Annotated in this window: 25 protein-coding genes; 7 read left to right on the plus strand and 18 right to left on the minus strand. The window is 72.6% G+C overall.

The genetic code is table 11. The features are described from left to right. Nucleotides 1-61: 61 nt before the first annotated feature. Nucleotides 62-1,825 carry a 2-isopropylmalate synthase gene (gene leuA, locus ACXNSR_RS13380; RefSeq protein ID WP_458642275.1) on the minus strand — a complete coding sequence of 588 codons (1,764 nt, stop codon included), beginning with the start codon at nucleotides 1,823-1,825 and terminating at the stop codon, nucleotides 62-64. Nucleotides 1,826-2,191: 366 nt separating this feature from the next. On the opposite strand from leuA, the gene ACXNSR_RS13385 reads away from it, so the two are divergent. From ACXNSR_RS13385 to ACXNSR_RS13400, 4 genes are all read left to right on the plus strand, one after another. Further along, on the plus strand, nucleotides 2,192-3,268 hold the full coding sequence (locus tag ACXNSR_RS13385) for a M4 family metallopeptidase (RefSeq protein WP_458642276.1): 1,077 nt from the start codon (nucleotides 2,192-2,194) through the stop codon (nucleotides 3,266-3,268). A gap of 9 nt (nucleotides 3,269-3,277) precedes the next feature. Beyond that, complete coding sequence (locus tag ACXNSR_RS13390) at nucleotides 3,278-3,547, plus strand: protealysin inhibitor emfourin (protein WP_458642277.1); 270 nt, start codon at nucleotides 3,278-3,280, stop codon at nucleotides 3,545-3,547. A gap of 52 nt (nucleotides 3,548-3,599) precedes the next feature. Further along, nucleotides 3,600-4,418: a GNAT family N-acetyltransferase gene (locus ACXNSR_RS13395; RefSeq protein WP_458642278.1), complete on the plus strand. Its 819-nt coding sequence runs from the start codon at nucleotides 3,600-3,602 to the stop codon at nucleotides 4,416-4,418. A 150-nt stretch (nucleotides 4,419-4,568) separates the two neighbouring features. Further along, entirely contained in the window at nucleotides 4,569-5,240 is a 672-nt protein-coding gene (locus ACXNSR_RS13400; protein WP_458642279.1) for an SAM-dependent methyltransferase, read from the plus strand. 78 nt (nucleotides 5,241-5,318) lie between these two features. On the opposite strand, the gene era is transcribed toward ACXNSR_RS13400, so the two are convergent. The 3 genes from era to ACXNSR_RS13415 form a co-directional block, all read right to left on the minus strand. Further along, a complete protein-coding gene (era, locus tag ACXNSR_RS13405) occupies nucleotides 5,319-6,269 on the minus strand; it encodes a GTPase Era (protein WP_458643295.1) in 951 nt (316 codons plus the stop codon). A 986-nt stretch (nucleotides 6,270-7,255) separates the two neighbouring features. Further along, on the minus strand, nucleotides 7,256-8,557 hold the full coding sequence (locus ACXNSR_RS13410) for a WxL domain-containing protein (protein WP_458643296.1): 1,302 nt from the start codon (nucleotides 8,555-8,557) through the stop codon (nucleotides 7,256-7,258). Between the two features lie 117 nt (nucleotides 8,558-8,674). Then, complete coding sequence (locus ACXNSR_RS13415) at nucleotides 8,675-9,715, minus strand: GlxA family transcriptional regulator (RefSeq protein ID WP_458642280.1); 1,041 nt, start codon at nucleotides 9,713-9,715, stop codon at nucleotides 8,675-8,677. Nucleotides 9,716-9,786: 71 nt separating this feature from the next. Here ACXNSR_RS13415 and ACXNSR_RS13420 point away from each other — a divergent pair, with 71 nt between their 5' ends. Continuing rightward, nucleotides 9,787-11,088, plus strand: a complete 1,302-nt coding sequence (locus ACXNSR_RS13420) for an MFS transporter (RefSeq protein WP_458642281.1) — start codon at nucleotides 9,787-9,789, stop codon at nucleotides 11,086-11,088. Between the two features lie 405 nt (nucleotides 11,089-11,493). Here ACXNSR_RS13420 and ACXNSR_RS13425 read toward each other — a convergent pair whose 3' ends face one another. From ACXNSR_RS13425 to hrcA, 12 genes are all read right to left on the minus strand, one after another. Continuing rightward, complete coding sequence (locus ACXNSR_RS13425) at nucleotides 11,494-11,850, minus strand: cytidine deaminase (RefSeq protein ID WP_458642282.1); 357 nt, start codon at nucleotides 11,848-11,850, stop codon at nucleotides 11,494-11,496. 60 nt (nucleotides 11,851-11,910) lie between these two features. After that, entirely contained in the window at nucleotides 11,911-12,264 is a 354-nt protein-coding gene (locus tag ACXNSR_RS13430; RefSeq protein ID WP_458642283.1) for an MmcQ/YjbR family DNA-binding protein, read from the minus strand. Further along, on the minus strand, nucleotides 12,261-13,565 hold the full coding sequence (locus ACXNSR_RS13435) for a hemolysin family protein (protein ID WP_458642284.1): 1,305 nt from the start codon (nucleotides 13,563-13,565) through the stop codon (nucleotides 12,261-12,263). The genes ACXNSR_RS13430 and ACXNSR_RS13435 overlap by 4 nt, the downstream gene beginning before the upstream one ends. Next, nucleotides 13,562-14,059, minus strand: a complete 498-nt coding sequence (ybeY, locus tag ACXNSR_RS13440) for an rRNA maturation RNase YbeY (protein ID WP_458642285.1) — start codon at nucleotides 14,057-14,059, stop codon at nucleotides 13,562-13,564. The genes ACXNSR_RS13435 and ybeY overlap by 4 nt, the downstream gene beginning before the upstream one ends. Nucleotides 14,060-14,072: 13 nt before the next feature. Next, the gene (locus ACXNSR_RS13445; protein WP_458642286.1) at nucleotides 14,073-15,116 is read right to left on the minus strand and encodes a PhoH family protein; all 1,044 of its coding nucleotides are present in this window, start codon (nucleotides 15,114-15,116) and stop codon (nucleotides 14,073-14,075) included. Between the two features lie 124 nt (nucleotides 15,117-15,240). Beyond that, complete coding sequence (locus ACXNSR_RS13450) at nucleotides 15,241-16,335, minus strand: carbohydrate kinase family protein (RefSeq protein ID WP_458642287.1); 1,095 nt, start codon at nucleotides 16,333-16,335, stop codon at nucleotides 15,241-15,243. 194 nt (nucleotides 16,336-16,529) lie between these two features. After that, nucleotides 16,530-17,435, minus strand: coding sequence for a ribonuclease Z (locus tag ACXNSR_RS13455; protein WP_458642288.1), 906 nt, complete (start codon nucleotides 17,433-17,435; stop codon nucleotides 16,530-16,532). 3 nt (nucleotides 17,436-17,438) lie between these two features. Next, on the minus strand, nucleotides 17,439-17,798 hold the full coding sequence (locus ACXNSR_RS13460) for a histidine triad nucleotide-binding protein (RefSeq protein ID WP_329102160.1): 360 nt from the start codon (nucleotides 17,796-17,798) through the stop codon (nucleotides 17,439-17,441). Between the two features lie 200 nt (nucleotides 17,799-17,998). Continuing rightward, nucleotides 17,999-18,745, minus strand: coding sequence for a 16S rRNA (uracil(1498)-N(3))-methyltransferase (locus ACXNSR_RS13465; protein WP_458642289.1), 747 nt, complete (start codon nucleotides 18,743-18,745; stop codon nucleotides 17,999-18,001). Then, nucleotides 18,742-19,833, minus strand: coding sequence for a nitronate monooxygenase (locus tag ACXNSR_RS13470; protein WP_458642290.1), 1,092 nt, complete (start codon nucleotides 19,831-19,833; stop codon nucleotides 18,742-18,744). Before ACXNSR_RS13470 ends, ACXNSR_RS13465 begins: the two co-directional genes overlap by 4 nt. 156 nt (nucleotides 19,834-19,989) lie before the next feature. After that, on the minus strand, nucleotides 19,990-21,129 hold the full coding sequence (dnaJ, locus tag ACXNSR_RS13475; RefSeq protein WP_030010180.1) for a molecular chaperone DnaJ: 1,140 nt from the start codon (nucleotides 21,127-21,129) through the stop codon (nucleotides 19,990-19,992). After that, nucleotides 21,130-22,146, minus strand: a complete 1,017-nt coding sequence (hrcA, locus tag ACXNSR_RS13480) for a heat-inducible transcriptional repressor HrcA (RefSeq protein ID WP_189736873.1) — start codon at nucleotides 22,144-22,146, stop codon at nucleotides 21,130-21,132. A 146-nt stretch (nucleotides 22,147-22,292) separates the two neighbouring features. Here hrcA and ACXNSR_RS13485 point away from each other — a divergent pair, with 146 nt between their 5' ends. Together ACXNSR_RS13485 and ACXNSR_RS13490 are read left to right on the plus strand one after the other, a co-directional pair. Further along, nucleotides 22,293-23,018 carry an MBL fold metallo-hydrolase gene (locus ACXNSR_RS13485; protein ID WP_458642291.1) on the plus strand — a complete coding sequence of 242 codons (726 nt, stop codon included), beginning with the start codon at nucleotides 22,293-22,295 and terminating at the stop codon, nucleotides 23,016-23,018. Between the two features lie 28 nt (nucleotides 23,019-23,046). Next, a complete protein-coding gene (locus ACXNSR_RS13490; RefSeq protein WP_458642292.1) occupies nucleotides 23,047-23,856 on the plus strand; it encodes a DUF3097 domain-containing protein in 810 nt (269 codons plus the stop codon). Here the strand turns inward: ACXNSR_RS13490 and ACXNSR_RS13495 are convergent. Continuing rightward, nucleotides 23,834-24,421, minus strand: coding sequence for a Uma2 family endonuclease (locus ACXNSR_RS13495; RefSeq protein ID WP_458642293.1), 588 nt, complete (start codon nucleotides 24,419-24,421; stop codon nucleotides 23,834-23,836). The two genes, ACXNSR_RS13490 and ACXNSR_RS13495, sit on opposite strands and share 23 nt — an antisense overlap. 105 nt (nucleotides 24,422-24,526) lie before the next feature. Then, complete coding sequence (gene hemW, locus ACXNSR_RS13500; RefSeq protein ID WP_458642294.1) at nucleotides 24,527-25,759, minus strand: radical SAM family heme chaperone HemW; 1,233 nt, start codon at nucleotides 25,757-25,759, stop codon at nucleotides 24,527-24,529. Nucleotides 25,760-25,840 lie beyond the last annotated feature (81 nt).

Genomic DNA, 25,840 nt, shown 5'->3' on the forward strand with positions numbered 1-25,840 from the left:
CCCGAACCCCGCCCCTCCGGACGGGAGGGGCGGGGTTCGGACGGGGTTCACGTACGAGGGGTCAGCGGCCCGCGCGGTTGACGGCGGAGATGACCGCCTTCAGGGAGGCGCGGGTGGTGTTGGCGTCGATGCCGATGCCCCACAGGACCCGGCCGTCGATCGCGCACTCGATGTACGAGGCGGCCACGGCGGAAGCGCCCTCGCTCATGGTGTGCTCGGTGTAGTCCAGCAGGCGGGCGTCGACGCCGATGCCGGCCAGCGCGTCGAAGAAGGCCGAGATGGGACCGTTGCCGGTGCCGTCCAGGATCGTCTCCACGCCGTCCACTACCGCCTCGACGGTCAGCGTGTCCGTGCCGTCCTTGTCGGTGGCCGTCGAACCGGAGCGCAGCTGGATGCGCCCCCACGGGTTCTCGGGGTTGGGCAGGTACTCGTCGGAGAAGACGTCCCAGATCGCCTTCGGCGTGACCTCGCCGCCCTCGGCGTCGGTCTTGGCCTGGATGATCCGCGAGAACTCGATCTGCATGCGGCGCGGCAGGTCCAGCTTGTGGTCGTTCTTCAGGACGTACGCGATGCCGCCCTTGCCGGACTGCGAGTTGACCCGGATGACCGCCTCGTAGGAGCGGCCGACGTCCTTCGGGTCGATCGGCAGGTACGGAACCGCCCACTCGATGTCGTCGACGGTCTTGCCGGCGGCGGCCGCGTCGGCCTCCATCGCGTCGAAGCCCTTCTTGATGGCGTCCTGGTGGGAGCCGGAGAAGGCGGTGTAGACCAGGTCGCCCGCGTAGGGGTGGCGCGGGTGGACCTCCATCTGGTTGCAGTACTCGCTCGTGCGACGGATCTCGTCGATCTGCGAGAAGTCGATCTGCGGGTCGATGCCCTGGGAGAACAGGTTCATGCCCAGGGTGATCAGGTCGACGTTGCCGGTGCGCTCGCCCTGCCCGAACAGGCAGCCCTCGATGCGGTCGGCGCCGGCCATCAGGGCCAGCTCGGCGGCGGCGACGGCGGTGCCGCGGTCGTTGTGCGGGTGCACGGAGATGCAGATGTGCTCGCGGCGGGTCAGGTTGCGGGCCATCCACTCGAAGCGGTCCGCGTGCGTGGACGGCGTCGAACGCTCCACGGTGGCGGGCAGGTTCAGGATGATCTCGCGGCCCTCGGACGGCTGCCAGACGTCGCAGACGGCCTCGCAGACCTCCAGGGCGAAGTCCAGCTCGGTGTCGGTGAAGATCTCCGGGCTGTACTGGTAGCCGAAGGTGGTCTCGGGGCCCAGCAGCTTCTCGGCGTACTCCATGACCAGGCGGGTGCCGTCGACGGCGATCTGCTTGATCTGCTCCTTGGAGCCGCGGAAGACGACCCGGCGGAAGGTCGGGGCGGTCGCGTTGTACAGGTGCACGGTGGCGCGCTTGGCGCCGACCAGGGACTCCACGGTCCGCTCGATCAGATCCTCGCGGGCCTGGGTCAGTACGGAGATGGTGACGTCGTCCGGGATCGCGCCCTCTTCGATGATGGAGCGCACGAAGGCGAAGTCGGTCTCGCCGGAGGAGGGGAAGCCGACCTCGATCTCCTTGTAGCCCATGCGCACCAGCAGGTCGAACATCTCGCGCTTGCGGGCGGGGGTCATCGGGTCGATCAGCGACTGGTTGCCGTCGCGCAGGTCAGTGGAGAGCCAGCGGGGAGCCTTGGTGACGCGGGCGTCCGGCCAGGTGCGGTCGGGGATGTCCACCTGCTCGTACGAGCCGTACTTGTGGATCGGCATCCCGGAGGACTTCTGGGTGTGGGTCGCGTTGGTGATGGGCGTGGGGCGACCGACAAAAGGCTGCTGGCTCATGGCGTTGGGCTCCTCGCGTGTCCGCGTGTAGTTCGCTGGGACGGCCGACGGCGGTAGTGAAAACCGCAACACCAAACTCCGCGGGGAGGGGGTCGGCCTACGACTACAGACCCTCGCCGCGGCAGCTAAGGAGAAGCAGCCCGAAACGCATGATGGGCCGAGCCTAGCCGAGCCGCGCCGTGACGCGAGGACCTGTTTCAGTATGCAAGACCCGGGCGTCCGATTTGCACCAAATGTGAGCCAAGCCTCGTTCGCTCCGTCCGGGTCCGGTTGTTCCGTCAATCCAGCGTTACCGCTTTCAGACAAGCGAATGAATCATGGTCGCAGGTAGTGACACAGTCATGACCCACTGCCACATTGCCGGGCATGGATGCCTCCCACACCCACCGCCATCACCCCGTCTTCTGCACGGTCGTACCGCCGCACCTCCTCGACAAGGCCGCCCTGTCCGAGGACTCCCGCCGCGCCGACCTCGCCCAGCGCACCCTGGAGCGCGACTCCCTGCTGCGCACCCGGCGCCGGGTCACCGCCGTCCGCGGAATCGTCCCCACCCTCACCGCGCCGACCTCCGACGATCCGGACCGGACCGTCTACGACGCCCAGCACCGCACCCGGCTGCCCGGGACGAAGGTCCGCGGGGAGGGCGACCCGCTGAGCAAGGACGCCACCGTCAACCGCGCCTACGCCGGGCTCGGGGCGACGTACGACCTGTTCCTGAAGGGCTTCGGCCGGCGCTCCATCGACGACTCCGGTCTCCCCCTGGACGCGACCGTCCACTACGGCGAGGACTACAACAACGCCTTCTGGGACGGCCAGCAGATGGTCTTCGGCGACGGCGACGGCGACCTCTTCCTCGACTTCACCGTGTCGGTGGACGTCATCGGCCACGAGCTGACCCACGGGGTCACCCAGTACACGGCGAACCTGACCTACCGCGGGCAGTCGGGCGCCCTGAACGAGTCGATGTCGGACGTCTTCGGCTCGCTGATCAAGCAGTACTCGCTGGAGCAGACGGCCGAGGAGGCCGACTGGCTGATCGGGGCCGGGCTGCTCGGCCCCGACGTCACCGGGGTCGCGCTGCGCTCGATGAAGGCCCCGGGCACCGCGTACGACGACGACGAGCTCGGCAAGGACCCGCAGCCCGCCACCATGGACGACTACGTGAACACCCACAGCGACAACGGCGGCGTCCACATCAACTCGGGCATCCCCAACCACGCCTTCTACATCGTGGCGACCGAGCTGGGCGGCAAGGCCTGGGAACGGGCCGGACAGATCTGGTACGACACCCTGACCGGCGGCGACCTCACCCCCCGGGCGAACTTCGCGGACTTCGCCCGGCTCTCGACCGCGGCGGCCGTGACCCGGTACGGGGCCGGCGGCGCCGAGCACCAGGCGCTCCAGAAGGCGTGGTCGGCGGTGGGTGTCCCGCTCGCGGGGTAGAGGGCACCCATGCGCATTCAGGTGGTACGGACGGGCGGCTTCGCGGGCATCGAGCGCCGGGCCGAGGTGGACACCTCGGGCCGGCCGGACGAGAACGAGTGGCAGGCCCTGGCCCAGCTCGCGCTGCGGCCCGGGCCCCCGGGCGACCCGGCGGACCGGGTGCGCGACGGGTTCTCCTACCGCATCACGGTGGACGGGCGGACGGTGGCCTGCGCGGAGCCGAACCTTTCGGACGCCCAGCGGGCGCTGATCTCGCGCGTGCTGAAGGAGGGCGCCTGAGCGGGTGCGGAAAGGAGGTGCCCGCGCGGCGCCGCTTTGTTTGGATGGCCGGATGACCGACCACATGATCGATTCGACGCTGTCCGAGCTGGAGCGCTACTACGACACGGTGCCCCGGGTGGGCGGGGCCCGCGCGGAGGACTTCGGCCCGCTGACCCTGTTCGTCCAGGAGGGCGCGGGCTGGCCGTACTACGCGCGGCCCGCGCTCGGCGGCCCCGAGGCGACCCGGGCCGACGTGGAACGGGTCTGGCAGCGCCAGCGGGAGCTGAAGGTTCCCGAGTCCTTCGAGTGGGTGGCCGAAACCAGCCCCTCGCTCCGGGCCGCCGTGGAGGCAGCGGGACTCCATGTCCACGCGCACCCGCTGATGGTCCTGGACCCCTCGGCCGAGGCCCTTCCCCCGCACCCGGAAGTCCGGCTGCTCGAGGCCGGCGACCCGCTGCTCACCGCCGCCGTGACGGTCCCGGCCCTGGCCTTCGCGGACCCGGGAACGGCGGTCGGCGAAGCGGGCCCCGCGGAACTGGCGGCGGCGACGGCGGAACCGGCGGCCGAGGCGGGCAGGGCCCGGGTGGCCGGGAAGCTGGCGGCGGGCAGCACCGTCCTGGCCGCGGCGGTACGGGACGGCGTGGTGCTCTGCGCGGGCCAGTACAACCCGGTCGGGGACGTCGTGGAGGTGGTCGGCGTCGGCACCCTCCCGTCGGCGCGCCGCCAGGGCCTGGCCCTCGGGGTCACGGCCGCCCTGGTCGCACGGGCCCGGGAGAGCGGGGCCCGTACGGTCTTCCTGTCGGCGGGCGACGAGGACGTGGCCCGCGTCTACGCCCGCATCGGCTTCCGCCGGGTGGCCACGGCCCTGATCGCCGAGCCCGAGGTGTGACGCCCCCGCTCGGGCGGGACGGCCTGGGCGGGCCCGCGGATTCCTGACCCCTTCGGATCCCTCTTTGCCGGGTCGGCAACAAAGTTTGCCGTACGTCGCCGGGCGGGCGGAGCATCGCCCGTACCGGCACCCGTACTGGAAGAGGAAACCATGACCGAGCACGCGCACACCCACACGCACACCCACCACCACCCCGAGCCCGGGGCCGCGGCGGGCGAGGAGTTCTGGGACGGCCGGTACGGGGAGAGCCACCGCATCTGGAGCGGCGAGGCGAACGCCATGCTGGTGCACGAGGTGTCCGCCCTCGCCCCGGGCCGGGCCCTGGACCTGGGATGCGGGGAGGGCGCCGACGCGGTCTGGCTGGCCCGCCGCGGGTGGACGGTCACCGGGACCGACATCTCCGGGGTCGCCCTCGGCCGGGCGGCCGAGCACGCGGCGGAGGCCGGAGTCGGCGACCGCGTCGCCTTCGCCCGGCACGACCTGACGGAATCCTTCCCGCAGGGGGAGTTCGACCTCGTCTCCGCGTGCTTCCTGCACAACTACGGGGACTTCCCCCGCGACGCGGTCCTGCGCACGGCCGCCGCGGCCGTGGCCCCCGGCGGCACCCTGCTGGTGGTCGGCCACGCGGGCTGGGCGCCGTGGCAGGAGGACCGGGAGGAAGCGCACTTCCCCACGCCCGAGGAGGTCCTCGCCCAGCTGGAGCCGGTCACTGCGGGGTGGGAGGTGCTGCGCGCCGAGGAGACCGAGCGGGTCCAGAACCAGCCCGACGGAACGCCCGGGACCCGTACGGACAACGTGGTCCGGGTGCGCCGGCCCGCATAGCGTGACGGAACGGCGAACGGACGCGGCCCCCGTGCGGGGCGGCGTCCGTTCGTCGTCGTCGGGTGTGCGGTCCCTGCCTCAGAAACCGAGCTTGCGCAGCTGCTTGGGGTCCCGCTGCCAGTCCTTGGCGACCTTCACGTGCAGGTCGAGGAAGACCGGGGTGCCGAGCAGCGCCTCGATGTGCTTGCGCGACTTCATCCCGACCTCCTTCAGCCGGGAGCCCTTCGGGCCGATGATGATGCCCTTCTGGCTCGGCCGCTCGATGTAGACGTTGGCGTGGATGTCGAGCAGCGGACGGTCGGCCGGACGGTTCTCGCGCGGGATCATCTCCTCGACGACCACGGCGATGGAGTGCGGGAGCTCGTCCCGTACGCCCTCCAGCGCGGCCTCGCGGATCAGCTCCGCGACCATGACCATCTCGGGCTCGTCGGTGAGGTCGCCCTCCGGGTACAGCGGCGGGCTCTCCGGCAGCAGCGGCGCGATCAGGTCGGCCAGCAGCTGGACCTGGGTGTCGCCGACGGCCGAGACGGGAACGATCTCGGCCCACTCGAAGCCGAGCTCCGCGCCGAGCTGCTGCACGGCGAGGAGCTGCTCGGCCAGCTGCTTGGACTCGACCAGGTCGGTCTTGGTGATGATGGCGATCTTCGGGGTCTTCTTGATCCCCGCCAGCTCCTTGGCGATGAACTTGTCGCCGGGGCCGAGCTTCTGGTCGGCCGGCAGGCAGAAGCCGATGACGTCGACCTCGGCCCAGGTGGTCCGGACGACGTCGTTGAGGCGCTCGCCGAGCAGCGTGCGCGGCTTGTGCAGGCCGGGCGTGTCCACGAGGACGAGCTGCGCGTCGGGGCGGTGCACGATGCCGCGAACGGTGTGGCGGGTGGTCTGCGGCCGGTTGGAGGTGATCGCGACCTTGGTGCCCACGAGTGCGTTGGTGAGGGTCGACTTCCCCGCGTTGGGGCGGCCGACGAAACAGGCGAACCCCGCACGGTGCGGGGCGGTGGACTCGGGGGAACGATCGCTCATACGGGCCATTCTCCCCGATGCGGCTCCCAGCGCCGACCAGATCACCGCCACAAGGGCCGGCACGGCCGTCGGCGAGGGGTACTCGGCATGTCCGGCACGGCCCTGAGCTGTGGTTCCGTCGGCCCGGGCGCGCACCGTGACCTCGGCCCATTCCGCTCTGGGCGCGCCCTCCCAACGGGCGCCGAGCCGTACTTCCTGACCCGGCAGCAGTTCGGCGGGCAGCCCGCCGAGCTCGCGGGCGAGGAGCGAGCGGCCGAAGGCGCCGGTGGCGGTGAGGGTGGCCCGGGGGCGGAGGGTGACATTGCCGGTGTTGTGGAGCGTGTACGAGACGTCCGCGCCGGCGCCGCGACGGTGCACGGTGACCCCCCGGACGGTGAGGGCGGGGGCCGTCGGGCCGGTCACCCGCAGGTACAGCCGTGCGGCGACGGCCTGCCGTACGCCGATCCCCCGGGCGGTGTCGGCCGCGGCGGCCTGCCGCTCCTCCAGGGCCACGACGGCGCCGGGGTGGTCCCCCGGTTCCGCCCGGTCGGGGACGGTGAGGGTGAAGCGGACGGACACCGACGAGCGGGCCGCCACGGTGACCCGTTCCCGGTCGAGCCTCGCCCACGCGGCGGCGGCCAGCCGCGGCTCGTCGGGGCCGCGCAGGGCGAAGCCGCCGTCGCGGGCGGTGTTGTAGGCGTCGGCGGCGTACAGCCGGAAGGTGCGGGGCCGGTCGGTGCGGTTGGTGAGGGTGACCGCGTCGGCGACGGACTGGCCGGGCGCGGCGGCGAGGTAGAAGCAGGGCCGCTGCCCGACGGTGTTCGCGACGGGCAGCACGGACCACTGCCCGTCGTCCGCGGACTCGGCCGGCGCGGCGAGCAGGAGGACGAGCCCGGCGGCGCCGAGCAGGGCTGCCGCCGGCCCGAGCCCGGTCCGTGCACTCCCCCGGCCACCGCCGGTGGGTGCCCGCTTGCCGAGGGGAGGAATCCGGCCTCGCCGACGCTTGGGGCGCGGCGTCACGACAGGGTCAGCGTCAGGACCGCCGTGTACGCCCCCGGCGGCGTGTACGGCGGCACCTTCAGGGTGACCGCGGCGTCGATGGTGAAGGTGCCGCCGGCCGGCGCCGCGTCGGGGGTCGAGGCCAGGAGGGCCCCCTCGGGCCCGACCACGCCCGCACTGCCCGGCGTACAGACGCTCCGGCTCCCCTCGGCCGCCACGCATCTCGGGGTCCAGGACAGGGAGGCGCCCGGGATGCGGATCCCGCCCGGGCCGGTGAAGTCGGTGACCTTGCCGATCAGGGACCAGCCGGCCGGGCCGCCGCGGGCATCGGTGACGGTCACCGTCCCGATCCGGCCGGGAGCGGCGCCGCCGTCGCCGTACGGAACCGCGCCCAGGGTGATGTCCTCGCCGGTCTGGGTCATGCCCAGGACGCCCGGCTCGACGGTGGCCGTGACCTTCTGCGCGGTGGCGGTGGCGGCTGGCGGCGGAGCGGCGTCGACGACCGTGTACGCGGCCGGGCCCGAGCCCCGGCGCGCCGACCAGGCGCCGCCCTCGTAGGCGATCACCGCGGTGGTGGCCCGGTCCGTGACCGGCAGCTCGACCCGGGCCGTGCCCAGCTCGTCGGCCGTGGCGCTCACCCGGTCGGCGGTCTGCGCGGCGCCCGCCCGGCCGGCCACCGTGACGGCCGCGCCCGGCGGGAAGCCGGCGGCGGTGACCTCGACCCCGGCGCCCGGCCTGCCCTGGGCCGAGCCGAGGAAGACGGTGCGCAGGTTGGCCGTCGGCAGCGCGGTCGCGGTCAGACGGGCGGAGACGGGGGCGGTGGACGCGGCATCAGCGGTGCAGGTGGTGTCGAGGTCCAGCAGGTGGCTGGTGTGCAGGGTGTAGTCGCCCGGGGCGAGCGTGGTCTCGCCGGGCGCGGTGACGGTGAAGGTGCCCGTCATCGTGACGGCGGGGAGGACCGCGCCCGCCGGGACGGGATCGTTGCGCTTGGCCCCGACCACGGTGACCTCGCCGCTCTGGGCGCCCGCCAGCAGGACCCGGCCGGTCGGGGTCAGTGCGTCGGCGGGGAGCTCGCCGCCGACCGGGTTGACGGCGGGGGTCCGGACCACCTGGTAGGTCACGGTGACGGTGTCGCCGACCTGCGGGGCCGGGTTGTCGACGGTGATCCGCGCGGTGGTCGGCCCGTCCGCGGGCGGGAGTCCGGCCTCCTGGGGCGCCGGGCAGTGGGCCGGGAAGTCCACCTGGCCCGGGGGCGTCTCCCCCTCGGCCGCGGCGGGTGCGCCGAGCGCGCCCCCGGTCGTGGCCGCCAGTACGGCCAGGCCCACGGCCGCCGGCCATCTCCGCTTCCGCGCCCCGATTCGCACTGCCCGCCCCTTAAGGTCCCGCGCGCCCGAGCCCGGCGCAGGGGGCCATTCACGAGCGGGGGGCGGGAGAAGTCAATGCGCGGGTCCGGCAGTAACTGATGGCCCATCAGGAGATGTCAGGCTGCCCGCCCGTCCGCCGGCCTCACGGAAGGTACGGCGGTAGGCCGTCGGGCTCACCCCCAGCGCCGCCTGTACGTGCTTGCGCAGCGACTGGGCCGTACCGAAGCCGCTGTCCCGCGCCACCTGCTCCATCGGCAGCTCCGTCTGCTCCAGCAGCTGCCGGGCCCGCTCCACCCGCCGGCCGACGATCCACTGGCCGGGACTGACGCCCGACTCCTCGCGGAACCTGCGCGTGAAGGTCCGTACCGACATGGCTTCCTGCCGGGCCAGGTCGGTCAGCCGGAGCGGTTCGTGCAACCGGTCCAGCACCCAGGCACGGGCCGCCGTGGTGGTGGCGAGCTGCGGCTCGGGCATCGGGCGCGCGACGAACTGCGCCTGCCCGCCCTCCCTATGGGGCGGTACGACGGTCCGCCGGGCCACCTCGTTGGCGACGGCCGCGCCGTGGTCGCGGCGCACGATATGCAGGCACAGGTCGACCCCGGCGGCGACTCCGGCCGAGGTCAGCACGTCCCCGTCGTCGGTGTAGAGCACGTCCGGGTCGACCCGGACGGCCGGGAAGAGCTGCTGGAAGTGCTCGGCGCAGGCCCAGTGGGTGGTGGCGGGCCGCCCGTCCAGATACCCGGCGGCGGCGAGCACGTAGCCGCCCGTGCAGATGGAGACGAGCCGGGTGCCTGGCCGGATGTGGGCCAGGGCCGCCGCGAGCTCGTCGGTCAGCCGGCCCTCCTCGTACACCGGGCCCAGCTCGTACGAGGCCGGCACCACCACCGTGTCGGCGGTGGCCAGCAGTTCCGGACCGTGCTCGACGTGGATCGCGAAATCGGCGTCCGTGCGCACCGGCCCCGGGGCGAGCCCGCACGTGAGGATCTCGTACAGCGGCCGTCCGTCCGGGCCCTTGGCCCGCCCGAAGATCCGGTGCGGGATACCTAGCTCGAAGGGCAGCAGTCCGGTGAGGGCGAGGACGACGACCCGGTGCACCCTCTTCTCCGACTCCATGGCCCGATCATAGCGAAGCATGACAGTCAAGCCACTTTCACGCGGTCCCCCGGTGGCCGGAAGCTGTCGGCGTGCCCCAGACAGCCCCCGCCTCCGCCCCCGTGGACCGCCGCTCCCCCCGGCGGCCCGCCCGCGTCCACCGCGCCTGGTCCGTCGCCGCCGTCACCTTCGTGACGATCATCGGCGCGGCCGGCTTCGCCTCCCTCCCCGGACTGCTCATCGAGCCGCTGCACGCGGAGTTCGACTGGTCGCGCGGGACCATCGGCCTCGCCGTCTCCGTCAACCTCGCGCTGTACGGGCTCACCGCCCCCTTCGCAGCGGCGCTGATGGACCGCTTCGGCATCCGCCGGGTCGTGGCCCTGGCCCTGCTCGTCATCGCCTCCGGCTCGCTGGCCACGGTGTGGATGACCGCGCCCTGGCAGCTCGTGCTGTTCTGGGGCGTCCTCGTGGGCCTGGGCAGCGGCTCCATGGCCCTGGCCTTCGCGGCGACGGTGACCGGCCGCTGGTTCACCGCCCGGCGCGGCCTGGTGACCGGCATCCTGACCGCGGCCGGCGCCTCCGGCCAGCTGGTGTTCCTGCCGCTGCTGGCCTGGCTGGTCGAGCACCACGGCTGGCGCCCGGCGACGGTGACGGTCTCCCTCGCGGCCCTGGCCGTCACCCCCTTCGTATGGCTGCTGATGCGCGACCACCCGGCGGACGTGGGGCTCGCGCCGTACGGCGGCACGTACGCGCCGAAGCCGGCCCCGGTCCCGGGCGCGGCCCGGCGCGCGCTGCGGGTGCTCCTCGACGCCGCCCGGACCGGCCCCTTCTGGCTGCTGGCGGGCACCTTCGCGATCTGCGGGGCCTCGACCAACGGCCTGGTCAAGACCCACTTCGTACCCGCCGCCCACGATCACGGCATGCCGGTGACGGCGGCCGCGGGGCTGCTGGCGGTGGTCGGCGTCTTCGACGTGATCGGCACGGTGGCCTCGGGCTGGTTCACGGACCGCTTCGACTCACGGCGGCTGCTGGCCGTCTACTACGCCCTGCGCGGCATCTCGCTGGTCTTCCTGCCGATGCTGCTGGCGCCGTCGGTGCGGCCGCCGCTGCTCTTCTTCATCGTCTTCTACGGCCTGGACTGGGTCGCGACCGTCCCGCCGACGATCGCGCTGTGCCGCGAGCACTACGGGGACGACGGGGCGATCGTCTTCGGCTGGGTGCTGGCCTCGCACCAGATCGGTGCGGCTGTGGTGGCCTTCCTGGGCGGCCTGACCCGTGACCTCACCGGCTCGTACGACACGGTCTGGTACGCCTCGGGCGCGCTGTGCGCGATGGCCGCGCTGATGGCCATGACCATCCGCCGCCGCCAGGCACTCCGCACCACCCCCGCCTGACCCGACTCCACCCGGCCGGCACCATCCCCGGCCAAATCCAGCCCCGCCGGCGTTTGAGCACGGGTCCGGGCCACTTCAGCCCCGCCGGCGTCTGAGGCGCGGGTCCGGGCCACTTCAGCCCCGCCGGCGTCTGAGGCGCGGGTCCGGGCCACTTCAGCCCCGCCGGCGTCTGAGGCGCGGGTCCGGGCCACTTCAGCCCCGCCGGCGTTTGAGGCGCGGGTCCGGGCCACTTCAGCCCCGCCGGCGTTTGAGGCGCGGGTCCGGGCGGAGCCCGGTGCCCGGCGGAGCCGGGTTTCCTGGGGCGCTGCCCCAGACCCCGCGCCTCAAACGCCGGCGAGGCTGGATTGGCCCGGCGAAGCTGCGACGGGCCGGCGGGCCAGGGTTGGATGGCGCCCCGCCGGGAGGCTAGGGGCCGGCCGGGGTCGTCGACCGCAGGGTGCCGTCCGGGGCCGCCAGCAGGACCGGGGTGTCCGGGCCACCGAGGTCGCGGACGGCCGCGCGGTCGGCCTCGGCCGGAGCCTCGGCCGCGCTCACGACGGCGGCGGCCTCCAGCGACCGGGCCCCGCTCGCCACCGCCATCGCGACCGCGGTCTGCAGCGCGCTCAGCTTCAGGGAGTCGAGCTCCACCGTCCCGGCGACGTACGTGCGGCCCGTCTCGTCCCGCACCGCCGCCCCCTCGGGCACCCCGTTACGGGCCCGGGCGCTGCGCGCCAGCGTGATGATCTTGCTGTCCTCGGGGTCGATCCCGGTGCTGTCGGTCATGGGCGAAAGCATAGGGAGCCGCCCCGCCCGGCCGCGCAACGACCCCGCCCCCGGCCCCGATCAGGGCCGGTCGAGCCTCAGCCGCTCCGCCCTCGGCAGCCCCGCCACCACCAGGTCGTACGAGTCCTCGACCAGCTCGCGCAGCATCGCGTCGGGGACCCCGCCCACCGTCACCGTGTTCCAGTGCCGCTTGTTCATGTGGTAGCCCGGCACGATCGCCTCGTGCTCCTCGCGCAGCCGCACCGCCAGCTCCGGTTCGCACTTGAGGTTGATCTTGAGCGGCTCCGCGTCCAGCGCCGACAGCGCGAACACCTTGCCGAGCACCTTGAACACCGAGGTCTCCGGGGTGAAGGGGAACTCCTCCACCGCCGCGTTGAAACCCAGGCAGAACGCGCGCAGTTGCTCCGGGGTCATTCCCCCTCCTCCTCCGCGACCTCCGTCGCGGCCACCGGCTCCACCAGAACCGTCACGATCTTGTTCCGCCGCCCCGCCGGGGATTCGGCGGTCAGCCGCAGCGGACGCCCGTCCGGCAGCTCCACCACCGCGGAGGCGCCCGCGATCGGCACCCGTCCCAGCGCCTTCGCCAGCAGTCCGCCGACCGTCTCCACGTCCTCGTCGTCGAAGGCCTCGACCTTGAACAGCTCACCGAGGTCGGTGATGTCGAGGCGCGCGGTGACCCGGTAGCGGTCCTCGCCGAGGTCCTCGACCGGCGGGAGTTCCCGGTCGTACTCGTCGGTGATCTCGCCGACGATCTCTTCGAGGATGTCCTCGATGGTGACGATGCCGGCCGTGCCGCCGTACTCGTCGATGACGACGGCGACGTGGTTGCGCACCTGCTGCATCTCGCGCAGCAGGTCGCCGGCGTTCTTGGTGTCCGGTACGAAGACGGCCGGCCGCATCGCGGTCGAGACCAGGTCGGCCTCGGCCTCCCGGCTGATGTGCGTCTTGCGGACCAGGTCCTTCAGATAGACGATCCCGACTATGTCGTCCTCGTTCTCCCCGGTCACCGGGATGCGGGAGAAGCCGGACCGCAGCGCGAGCGTGGTCGCCTGACGGACCGTCTTGTACCGCTCGATGCAGACGAGGTCGGTGCGCGGCACCATCACCTCGCGCACCAGCGTGTCACCGAGCTCGAAGACCTGGTGCACCATGCGGCGCTCGTCGTCCTCGATCAGCGATTCCTTCTCCGCGAGGTCCACCATCGCGCGCAGCTCTGCCTCGGAGGCGAAGGGCCCCTTGCGGAAGCCCTTCCCGGGCGTGAGCGCGTTGCCGATGAGGATCAGCAGCTGCGGGATCGGCCCCATGATCCGGGCCAGCGGTACGAGGACGTACGCGGCCGCGGTGGCCGTGTTCAGCGGGTGCTGGCGGCCGATCGTGCGCGGGGAGACGCCCACCGCGACGAAGGAGACGAGGACCATGACGGCGATGGCCACGAGCAGCGCGGTCCAGTTCTCGCCGAACTCGTCGAGGCAGACGTAGGTGACGAGCACCCCGGCCGCCATCTCGCAGGTGACGCGGACGAGCAGGGCGACGTTGAGGTAGCGGGTGGGGTCGCCGGCGACCTGGGCGAGCTTCTCGCTCCCGCGCCGGCCCTCCCGTACGGCCTGCTCGGCCCGGAAGCTGGAGATGCGGGCGATGCCGGACTCGGCGCAGGCCGCGAACCAGGCCACCACGACCAGCAGCACCGCGCCGGTGATCAGCTGAGGGGCGTTCACGAGACGGTCGGAGCCGGGGACGGACCGGTGATGCCGCGCTCGCCGCGCCAGCCGTCGACGATGGCCGCCTGAAGGCCGAACATCTCCGCCTTCTCGTCCGGCTCCTCGTGGTCGTAGCCGAGCAGGTGCAGCACTCCGTGGACGGTCAGGAGCTGGAGCTCCTCGTCCATGGAGTGCTGCGTCGGTGCTTCCTCGCCCTGCTTCTTCGCGACCTCGGGGCAGAGCACGATGTCGCCGAGGAGCCCCTGCGGGGGCTCCTCGTCGTCCTTGGCCGGCGGACGGAGCTCGTCCATCGGGAAGGACATGACGTCGGTCGGACCGGGCAGGTCCATCCACTGGATGTGGAGCTGCTCCATGGCGTCCTCGTCGATGACGATGACGGAGAGCTCGGAGAGCGGGTGGATCCGCATCCGGGTGAGCGCGTAGCGGGCGATGTCGAGGATCGCCTGCTCGTCGACCTCGGTGCCGGACTCGTTGTTGACGTCGATCGACATGGTGCGCTGGGTTCTACTTCCGCTGGTGGCCGTTCGCGGCCTGCTGGCCGTCGTCGTACTTCTCGTACGCGTCGACGATACGGCCGACCAGCTTGTGCCGGACGACATCCTCGGACGTGAGCCGCGAGAAGTGGATGTCGGGCACCCCTTCCAGGATCTTCTGGACCTCCCGCAGACCGCTCTTGGCGCCACCCGGCAGGTCGATCTGGGTGATGTCACCGGTGACGACGATCTTCGAGTCGAAGCCGAGCCTGGTCAGGAACATCTTCATCTGCTCGGCGGTGGTGTTCTGCGCCTCGTCGAGGACGACGAACGCCTCGTTCAAGGTGCGACCGCGCATGTACGCCAGGGGCGCCACCTCGATCGTGCCCGCCGCCATCAGCCGCGGGATCGAGTCGGGGTCGATCATGTCGTGCAGTGCGTCGTAGAGCGGGCGCAGGTACGGGTCGATCTTGTCGAAGAGGGTGCCCGGCAGGAAACCGAGCCGCTCCCCCGCCTCGACGGCGGGCCGGGTCAGGATGATCCGGCTGACCTGCTTGGACTGCAGGGCCTGGACGGCCTTGGCCATGGCCAGGTAGGTCTTGCCGGTACCGGCGGGGCCGATGCCGAAGACGATCGTGTTCTTGTCGATCGCGTCGACGTACCGCTTCTGGTTGAGGGTCTTGGGTCGGATGGTGCGGCCGCGGCTGGAGAGGATGTTCTGGGTGAGCACCTCCGCGGGCGTCTCGGCAGGCCCGTCGCCATTGCCGTTGCCGCTCGCCTTGAGCATGGCGATCGAGCGTTCCACTGCGTCCTCCGTCATCGGCTGCCCGGTGCGGAGCACCAGCATCATCTCGTCGAAAAGCCTCTGGATCAGGGCGACTTCCGCCGCTGCACCGATCGCGCTGACCTGATTGCCCCGAACATGGATGTCGGCCTTGGGGAAGGCCTTCTCGATCACGCGCAACAGGGCGTCACCCGAGCCGAGCACGGTCACCATCGGGTGCGTGGCCGGAACGGTGAAGTGGGCTCGCGCCTGCCCCGGCGCGGGGATGTGGGCTGTCGGTGTCTGAGTCATGGGCCGGCACTGTGGCCTGCGCATACCTCCCGCTGAGGGGCCGCGCCGATCGACGACCTCCGGAATACCAAGCGTACGTCTCCGCCGCGGCTTCCCCGAGAGGTTTTATCGCCCGATCGCGCCACTACACCGAGTGCCGGAAGCCGATCGTCGGGACGGCCCTGCGCCGGGCCGCCGGAGTGCCGCCCCGCGGGATCAGGTCGTCCAGGAAGCCGTACCGGCCGCGCAGCTCCTGCGGGGCGTCCCGCCACCAGTGGGCCACTTCCGGCCAGCCGGGCGCGGACAGGGAGCCGCCGAACTCCTGCACCGACAGGGCCGCCGTCAGGCCGGCGAAGGCCAGCCGGTCCGCGAGCGGCCAGCCCGCCAGGGTGCCGGTCACGAAGCCCGCCACGTAGACGTCGCCGGCGCCCGTCGGGTCCAGCTCGTCCACCGTGATCCCGGGGACGTGCGCGGTCTCCCCGGTGCGGCCGTCCACCGCGTACGAGCCCTCCGCGCCCATCGTCACCACCGCGATCGGCACCCTCTCCGCCAGGGCCCGGGCCGCGGCTCTCGGACAGTCGGTGCGGGTGTAGCGCATGGCCTCGCCCGCGTTGGGCAGGAAGGCCTCGCAGTGGTCCAGATCGGCCAGGGCCCCCAGGTCCCACCGGCCGCTCTCGTCCCATCCCACGTCCGCGAAGATGCGCGAGCCGCGCCGGGCGGCCTCGCCGATCCACTCCTCGCCGCGGCCGGGTCCCAGCGCGGCCACGGCCGCGCGGGCCCGTGGCGGGCACTGCGGGAAGGGCCCGGGGCCGGCCGGCGGCGGGGCCTCGTGGCCGTGCGAGACCATCGTGCGCTCGCCCTCGTAGGCCATCGAGACGGTGACGGGGCTGTGCCAGCCGGGGATGGTGTGCGACATGGACAGGTCGATGCCCTCGCCCTGTTCCAGGGCGTCCCAGCAGTACTCGCCGTAGTGGTCGTCCCCGAAGGCGGCGGCCAGCGAGGTGCGCAGGCCGAGCCGGGCGAGGGCGGTGGCCATGTTGGCGACACCGCCGGGGCTGGAGCCCATGCCGCGCGCCCAGGACTCCGTACCGCGCACCGGGGCCGAGTCGAGGCCGGTGAAGATGATGTCGAGGAAGACCGTTCCGGTCAGGAAGACGTCACAGCCGGGTTCCTGGGGGTCGCGCAGCGGACCGAGCGGGTCCACTGCTGCTGCGCGGATTTCGTAGTCCCGACCGGTCACGGCGATCTCCCCGTTGTCCCTCGACGGCCCGTTTCTGCATGACGTTTTCCAGTGGAAAGCTGCCAACCCTGCCCACACCGGGCGGGGCCAAAACCCAGTGTGGCTCAGATCACCCTGGGACGGCTCTTCGTCACTCGGACCACTCGGACCGCTCGGCGGACCCGGTCCCGGCCGAGGCCGGGACCGGCCCGCCGTCAGCCCCGCTTGGGCAGGGGCACCCGCACCAGGTCCGCGGCCACGGTGAGCTCGCCTTCGAAACCGGCCGCGCGGGCCTGGCGCTCGAACTCGGCCGGGTCGGTGTAGCGCTGCGAGAAGTGCGTCAGCACGAGGTGCCGTACGCCCGCGTCCCGCGCCACCCGCGCCGCCTGGCCGGCGGTCAGGTGCCCGTGGTCGGTGGCCAGCCGTTCGTCCTCGTCGAGGAAGGTCGACTCGATGACCAGCATGTCGCAGCCCTCGGCCAGCGCCTCCACGCCCGGGCAGAGCCGGGTGTCCATGACGAACGCGAACCGCTGCCCGGGCCGGGGCTCGCTGACCTCGTCCAGGGTGACCTCCCCGAGCCGCCCCTCGCGCTGGATCCGGCCCACGTCCGGCCCCTTGATCCCGTGCCGCGCGAGCAGCTCGGGCACCATGCGGCGGCCGTCGGGTTCGGTGATCCGGTAGCCGAAGGACTCGACCGGGTGCGAGAGCAGCCGGGCCTCCAGGACGTACGAGGACCCCTGCGCGAGCACGCCGTCCGCCGCCACCGGCTCCTCGCGGAGCGGGACGGTCTCGCGGTAGGCCGTGGCGTAGCGCAGCCGGTCGAAGAACTTCTGCCCCGAGGCCGGGTAGTGCGCGGTGACGGGGTGCGGGACCTGGTCGAGGTTGATCCGCTGGATCACCCCGGCCAGGCCGAGGCTGTGGTCACCGTGGAAGTGGGTGATGCAGATCCGGTTGATGTCGTGCGCGGCCACCCCGGCGCGCAGCATCTGGCGCTGGGTGCCCTCGCCCGGGTCGAACAGGATGCCCTCGCCGTCCCAGCGCAGCAGGTAGCCGTTGTGGTTGCGGTGGCGGGTGGGCACCTGGCTGGCCGTGCCCAGCACCACGAACTCTCGTACGGACACGTGCTATCCGGGGGGCCACTGGAGGCCGCGGCCGCCGAGGACGTGCGCGTGGGCGTGGAAGACGGTCTGCCCGGCGCCGGAGCCGGTGTTGAACACGACCCGGTAGCCGTGTTCGACGATCTTCTCGTCGAGGGCGACCTGGCCGGCCTCGCGCAGTATGTCGGCGGCTACACCCGGCTCGGCCGCCACGAGGGAGGCCGCGTCGGCGTAGTGCACCTTCGGAATGACGAGCACGTGCGTGGGCGCCTGCGGGTTGATGTCCCGGAAGGCGACCGTGGTCTCGGTCTCCCGTACCACGGTCGCGGGGATCTGCCCCGCGACGATCTTGCAGAACAGGCAGTCGGCCTGCGGTTCCCCGGCCATTGCTTCGCCTCCCGTGACGTTGATCGGTCCGGGCATCGTATCCAGCCGGACGCCCGCCGCGGGCGGGCATTTCGGCCGGACGGGCCGGAGCCCCCGGGCCGGACGGGCCGATCGGTCCCGGCACGGCCGGCCCGGGAGCCGGAGCGCCCCGTCAGGACCGGCCGGACGTCAGGAGCGCCCCGTCAGGACCGGCGGACCCGTCAGGACCAGCGGCCCGTGCGGGCCAGCAGCACCGCCGTGGCCGCCGTCCCTGCCGTGGAGGTCCGCAGGACGGAGCGGCCCAGGCGGTAGGGGTGGGCACCCGCTGCGGCGAAGACGGCCAGTTCCTCCGGGGAGACACCGCCCTCCGGGCCGACCACCAGCACGACGGAGCCGGCCTTCGGGAGCTCGGCCGTGGCGAGCGCCCCGGAGGGGGTGTCGCGGTCCTCGTGGAGCACCATCGCCAGGTCGGCGCCGGCCAGCAGCGCCGCCACCTGCTTGGTGGACATGGCCTCGGCCACCTCCGGGAAGCGCACCCGGCGGGACTGCTTGCCCGCCTCCCGGGCCGTGGCCCGCCACTTGGCCAGGGACTTGGCCCCGCGGTCGCCGCGCCACTGCGTGATGCAGCGCGAGGCCTGCCAGGGCACGATCGCGTCCACGCCGGTCTCGGTCATCGTCTCGACGGCCAGCTCGCCGCGGTCCCCCTTGGGCAGGGCCTGGACCACCGTGATCCGGACCTCCGGCTCCGGCTCCTCCGCGACGGTGTGCAGGTCCGTGACGACCAGCCGGTCCTTGCCCTCGGCGGCCTTGACCACGCCCTCCGCCCAGTGGCCGCGCCCGTCCGTGAGGACCACGTCCTCGCCCGGGTTCAGCCGTTTCACGGAGACCGCGTGGCGGCCCTCCGGGCCGTCCAGGACGAACTCCGGCCCCGCGGGGACCTCTTCCACCACGAACACCGGGGCGGTCATGACGCACTCCTCATCTGCATTGCATTCAACGTGCTCTGTGCCTGGGCCAGTTCGGCCGCCAGCACCTCCACCAGCTCCCCCGCCGGCAGCGGTCGCGCCAGCCGGTGCCCCTGGCCCGCCCACAGGGCCATACCCTGCGGGTCCCCGGCCGCGGCGGCGGCCTTGCGCAGCCCCGAGGTCAGGTGGTGGACCTGCGGGTAGGCGGCCGGGGCGTACGGCCCGTGCTCGCGCACGAAGCGGTTCACCAGCCCCCGCGCCGGCCGCCCGGAGAAGGCCCGGGTCAGCTCGGTGCGGACGAACAGCGGGTCCGTCAGGGCCTTCTTGTGGACCGGGTCCGCCCCCGATTCCGGGCAGGCCAGGAAGGCCGTCCCGAGCTGCGCCGACTCCGCGCCCGCCGCCAGCAGGGCCGCGATCTGCGCGCCCCGCATGACCCCGCCCGCCGCGATGATCGGGAGCGCCACCGCCTCCCGTACCTGCGCCACCAGCGCGAGGAGGCCCACGGCCGCCGTGCCGTCGATCTGCGGGTCGTCCCGGTGGGTGCCCTGGTGGCCGCCGGCCTCGGTGCCCTGGACGCAGACGGCGTCCGCCCCGGCGTGCTGGGCGCTGCGGGCCTCCTCGGCGGAGGTCACCGTGACGACGGTGTACGTACCGGCCTTGCGCAGGGCCGCGAGGGCCGCGAAGGCGGGACAGCCGAAGGTGAACGAGACCACCGGGACCGGGTCTTCGAGGAGGATGGCGAGCTTGGCGTCGTAGCCGTCGTCGCTGGTGCCGATGATGTCCTCCTCGGCGAGCGAGATCTCGTACCAGCTCGCCTCGCCGGCCAGCTGGCCCCGGTAGGCCTCCACGGCGGCCGGATCGACGTAACCGGTCTGCGGCATGAAGAGGTTGACGCCGAACCGGCGCCGGGTCAGCGCGCGCACCTGCTTGATCTCCTCGTACATCCCTTCGGCGGTCTTGTAGCCGCCGGCCAGGAAGCCCAGCCCGCCCGCCTCGCACACGGCGGCGGCGAGCACGGGACAGGAGGCGCCGCCCGCCATGGGAGCCTGCACGATCGGGTACGGGGAGAGACCGTTCGGTGCCGAGGACATGGACTGCATCGTGCCACGTCCGGCGCATGGGGCCGAACCGTGGCATTCGCCTGGCATAGTCCGCTTCCCGGTCGGCGTCCGGCCGTCGCCGGGCCCACGCGACGAGCCCGGCCCGGGAATCCCCAGGCCGGGCTCGTGACGGTGGATCGCGGTCGGTCAGCGACCGTTGAAAGCGTCCTTCAGGCGGCTGAAGAGACCCTGCTGACCCGGCGCGAACTGACCCATGGGCCGCTCCTCGCCGCGCAGCTTCGCCAGCTGGCGGAGCAGGTCCTCCTGCTGGGCGTCGAGCTTGCCCGGGGTGGTGACCTCGACGTGCACGATCAGGTCGCCGCGTCCGCCACCGCGCAGGTGGGTGACGCCGCGCCCGTGCAGCGGGATCGCCTGTCCGGACCCGGTGCCGGGCCGGATGTCGATCTCCTCCAGCCCGTCCAGCGTCTCCAGCGGGCACTTGGTGCCCAGCGCGGCCGCCGTCATCGGGATGGTGACCGTGCAGTGCAGGTCGTCCCCGCGCCGCTGGAAGGTCGGGTGCGCCAGCTCGTGGATCTCCACGTACAGGTCGCCGGCGGGGCCGCCGCCGGGGCCGACCTCGCCCTCGCCCGCGAGCTGGATCCGGGTGCCGTTCTCGACACCCGCCGGGATCTTGACCGTGAGGCTGCGGCGGGAGCGGACCCGGCCGTCGCCCGCGCACTCGTGGCACGGGGTCGGGACCACGGTGCCGAAGCCCTGGCACTGCGGGCAGGGGCGCGAGGTCATGACCTGGCCCAGGAAGGACCGGGTGACCTGCGAGACCTCACCGCGGCCGCGGCACATGTCGCAGGTCTGCGCCGAGGTGCCGGGAGCGGCGCCCTCGCCGGAGCAGGTGTTGCAGACGACGGCCGTGTCGACCTGGATGTCCTTGGTCGTCCCGAAGGCCGCCTCGTCCAGCTCCAGGTCCAGGCGGATCATCGCGTCCTGGCCGCGCCGGGTGCGCGAGCGCGGGCCGCGCTGCGAGGCCTGGCCGAAGAAGGCGTCCATGATGTCGGAGAAGTTGCCGAAGCCACCCGCTCCGAAGCCGCCCGCTCCGCCGCCACCGCCCGAGGAGGACAGCGGGTCGCCACCGAGGTCGTAGACCTGCTTCTTCTGCGGGTCCGACAGCACCTCGTAGGCCGCGTTGATCTCCTTGAAGCGCTCCTGCGTCTTCGGATCCGGATTCACGTCCGGGTGGAGTTCACGCGCGAGGCGCCGGAAGGCCTTCTTGATCTCGTCCTGCGATGCGTCGCGGCGCACGCCGAGAACGGCGTAGTAGTCCGTGGCCACTTACGACTCCGCCAGGATCTGTCCGACGTAACGTGCCACTGCGCGTACCGCTCCCATCGTTCCGGGGTAGTCCATGCGGGTCGGTCCGACCACGCCGAGTTTGGCGACTGTTTCGCCGCCCGAACCGTAACCGACCGAGACGACCGACGTGGAGTTCAGTCCCTCGTAGGCGTTCTCGTGCCCGATCCGTACGGCCATTCCCGACTCGTTGGCCTCGCCCAGCAGCTTGAGGAGCACGACCTGCTCCTCGAGTGCTTCGAGCACCGGCCTGATCGTCAGGGGAAAATCGTGTCCGAAGCGGGTGAGATTGGCGGTACCGCCGATCATCAGCCGCTCTTCGGCTTCCTCGACCAGGGTTTCGAGGAGTGTCGCGAGCACGGTGGAGACCGTGCCGCGGTCCTCGGCCTCGAAGGATTCGGGGAGGTCCTGGACGAGCGGGGGCACATCGGTGAAGCGGCGCCCGACGACCCGGCTGTTGAGCCGGGCCCGCAGGTCCGCCAGCGAGGTCTCCCCGAAGGGGCTCGGGCAGTCGATGAGCCGCTGCTCGACCCGCCCGGTGTCCGTGATCAGTACGAGCATCAGGCGCGCGGGAGCGAGCGAGAGCAGCTCCACGTGCCGGACGGTCGACCGGGTCAGGCTCGGGTACTGGACGACGGCGACCTGCCGGGTGAGCTGCGCGAGCAGCCGCACCGTGCGGCCGACCACGTCGTCGAGGTCGACGGCGCCGTCGAGGAAGTTCTGGATGGCCCGGCGCTCGGGCGACGACAGCGGCTTGACCCCCGCCAGCTTGTCGACGAAGAGCCGGTAGCCCTTGTCGGTGGGGATCCGGCCGGCGCTGGTGTGGGGCTGGGCGATGTAGCCCTCCTCCTCCAGCACGGCCATGTCGTTGCGCACGGTGGCGGGCGAGACGCCGAGCCGGTGCCGCTCCGTGAGCGCCTTGGAGCCGACCGGCTCCTCCGTCCCGACGTAGTCCTGGACGATGGCGCGCAGCACTTCGAGTCTGCGTTCGCTGAGCATCGCGCACACCTCCAGCTGTGGTCCGTTGCCGTGTTCTGCCGTGTTCGTTGGCACTCTGATCGTTCGAGTGCCAGAGAGCCCCCGCTCAGTGTACGGCCGGGCGGTAAGCCCCTGGCAAGGGAGGCCCGCCAGGGTAGCGTCGCCGCATGGACGTGCGTTGGGAAGAGACGGGCTGGGAACGGCTGACCGGACGGGTCGGCCGGCGGCGGCTGCCGGTGTGGGACTGCACCGTGGGGCTGGTGGTGGGCGAGGATTCGGTCCTCCTGATCGACCCCGGGTCGTCCCTGCGCGAGGGCGCGCAGGTGCGGGCCGAGGCGGAGCGGCTGACGGGCCGGCACGTGACCCATATCGCATTCACGCACGGCCATTTCGATCATGTCCTGGGCGGAGCCGCCTTCCCGGGGGCCGAGGTGTTCGGGGCGGTCGGGCTGGACTCGCTGCTGGTGGCGGAGCGCGAGGAGCTGCGCGAGGACGCGGTCCGGCAGGGGCTCGCGGAGGCGGAGGCGGCCGAGGCGGTGGACCGGATGGTGCTGCCCCGGCATTCGGTGTCGGGCGAGTGGACGCTGGAACTGGGCGGCGTACAGGTGCTGCTGGCCAATGTGGGGCCCGGGCACACCGGGCACGACCTGGCCGTCTTCGTGCCGGGCGAGCGCGAGGTGGTCTTCTGCGGGGACCTGGTCGAGGAGTCGGGCGAGCCCATGGCGGGCCCGGACGCCATTCCCGGGCAGTGGCCCGCCGCCCTGGACCGGCTGCTGTCGCTGGGCGGGGACGACGCACTGTACGTACCGGGTCACGGAGCGGTGGTCGGGGCGGACTTCGTCCGTGCGCAACGCGCCACACTGGCGGCCCGTTTCGGCGTGTCGGAGGCGTGACGCGGGCGGCTCTCCTACTGTCGGCCGGATGCGCGAGTACTCCCCCGACCTGACCCCGCAGTGGAAGCGACCCAAGGCCGTGCCGGAGGTGGCGGCGGATCCCGATCTGGTGGTCGAGGTGGCCGGTACGGACTTCTGCGGTGCGGTGGTGGCCTGCGAGGCGGGCACGGTGACCCTGGAGGACCGCTTCGGCAAGCGGCGGGTGTTCCCGATGGAGCCGCGCGCCTTCCTGCTGGACGGCGAGGCGGTCACCCTGGTCCGCCCCGCGCGCAGGCCCGCCGGGCCGCTCCGGACGGCCTCGGGCTCGCTGGCGGTGCCCGGGGCGCGGGCGCGGGTGGCGCGGGCGGGCCGGATCTACGTCGAGGGCCGGCACGACGCGGAGCTGGTGGAGCGGGTCTGGGGTGACGACCTGCGGATCGAGGGCGTGGTGGTGGAGTACCTGGAGGGCATCGACGACCTCCCGGCCGTCGTCGCCGACTTCGCACCGGCCCCGGACGCCCGCCTGGGCGTCCTGGTGGACCACCTCGTCCCGGGCTCGAAGGAGTCCCGCATCGCGGCGGCGGTGACCTCGCCGGACGTCCTGGTCGTGGGCCATCCGTACGTGGACGTCTGGCAGGCGGTGAAGCCGTCCGCCCTGGGCATCCCCGCGTGGCCGGTGGTCCCGCCCGGCCAGGACTGGAAGACGGGCATCTGCCGGGCCCTGGGCTGGCCGCAGAACACGGGCGCCGCCTGGCAGCACATCCTGTCCCGCGTGACGTCCTACAAGGACCTGGAGCCGACCCTCCTGGGCCGGGTGGAGGAGCTGATCGACTTCGTCACGGTCGGTGGTACCGCTTGAACTTCGGGAGGGTGCCGAATTCGCCGGTGTCCAGTTTGATGCCCAGGACGTCCAGAGGGACGGGCTCGCCGAACTTCACCCTTCGTTCGACCGTGTAGTCGGCGTCCTCGCCTGCCCTGGCCGGTTCGGTCAGGAGCAGGCACTCCGCCTCGAACGGATCGATGATCAGATACGCGGGGACCCGTCCGGCCGCGTACATCGAGCGCTTGATCCCGTAGTCGGCGTTCGCGCTGTTCTTGGAGACGACCTCGACCAGCAAGGTGACGGCCGGGGCGGGCACCAGCCTGCCCGGACCGTCGAAAGCACCGTGCTCGACGACCACGAGATCCGGCTGCGGCTCGGAGGACTCCCCGGGGATCGCGATGCCCTGCGTCTGCACCGGATACCACCCGGCGAGCGGAATCTGCTTCTGCACATGCAGGACGATCAGGTTGTGGACCCAATCGGGCCCGGCCATCATCACGATGTCCCCCCTGAGGAGCTCCGCCTTGAAGCCTTCGGGGACCTCCAGGTCCTCGAAAGCTCGGACGGCATCCGTGATCAGCCGGTCATCCACAGCGGTCATCTCCGTGGTCCTCCGCGTCCTGCCGCCCGTCGCTTACGGCGGCAGCGTACGAACAGGATAGACAGGCACGTCCTGGTCTCGCCCGGATTCACTCCACCGGGTGGCTCAGTCCACCAGGTCCCGGACCACCGCGTCGGCGAGCAGCCGCCCCCGCAGGGTCAGCACGGCCCTCCCCGCCTCGTAGGGCGCGGCGTCCAGCAGTCCGTCCGCCAGCGCCTTGCGGGAGGCGGCCAGCCCGGCCGGGGCGAGCAGCGACAGCGGGACCCCGTCCACGAGGCGCAGCTCCAGCAGGATCCGCTCCACCCGCCGGTCCTCGTCGGAGAGGAGCTCGCGTCCCGCGCCCGGGGAGCGGCCCTCCGCCAGCGCCGCGGCGTAGGCGCCCGGGTGCTTGACGTTCCACCACCGCACCCCGCCCACGTGCGAGTGCGCGCCCGGTCCCGCGCCCCACCAGTCGGCGCCGCGCCAGTACAGCTCGTTGTGCAGGCAGCGCCCGGCCTCCGAGGTGGCCCAGTTCGAGACCTCGTACCAGGAGTACCCGGCCTCGGCCATGACCGAGTCCGCGATCAGGTACCGGTCGGCGTGGACGTCGTCGTCCGTCATCGGGACCTCGCCGCGGCGGATCCGGCGCGCCAGCTGCGTACCCTCCTCGACGATCAGCGCGTAGGCGCTGATGTGGTCCGGCCCGGCGCCCAGCGCCGCCGCGAGGGTCGCCCGCCAGTCCTCGTCCGACTCACCGGGCGTGCCGTAGATCAGGTCGAGGTTGACGTGCTCGAAGCCCGCGGCCCGCGCCTCCGCGACGCACGCCTCGGGGCGCCCCGGGGTGTGGGTGCGGTCGAGCACCTTCAGGACGTGCTGCTTGGCGCTCTGCATGCCGAAGGAGACCCGGTTGAAGCCCCCCGCGCGCAGCTCGGCCAGGTACTCCGGGTTCACGGACTCCGGGTTGGCCTCGGTGGTGATCTCGGCGTCCTCGGCCAGGCCGAACTCGTCCCGGATCGCCGCGAGCATCCGTACGAGGTCCCCGGCGGGCAGCAGCGTGGGGGTGCCGCCGCCGACGAAGACGGTACGGACCTGCCGCGGGTCGTCCCCGAGCACCTCGCGCGCCAGCCTGACCTCGTCGATCAGGGTGTCGGCGTAGTTCTCCCGGGACGCGAGCACACCGCCGGTGCCCCGCAGCTCGGTGGCCGTGTAGGTGTTGAAGTCGCAGTAGCCGCAGCGCGTGGCGCAGTACGGGACGTGCAGGTAGAACCCGAGCGGCCGCTCCCCCGCGCCCACCAGGGCGTGCGACGGCAGCGCGCCGTCTTCGGGCATGGGGTCACCGTCGGGCAGTGCGGAAGGCATGCCCCCATCATCCCGCACCCCGCCCATGGTCAGCCCCGCCCGGCGCCGCTCGCGTCCGGTCCCGGCGGCGGCACGACCGGC

Source organism: Streptomyces sp. NC-S4 (genome assembly GCF_054353315.1).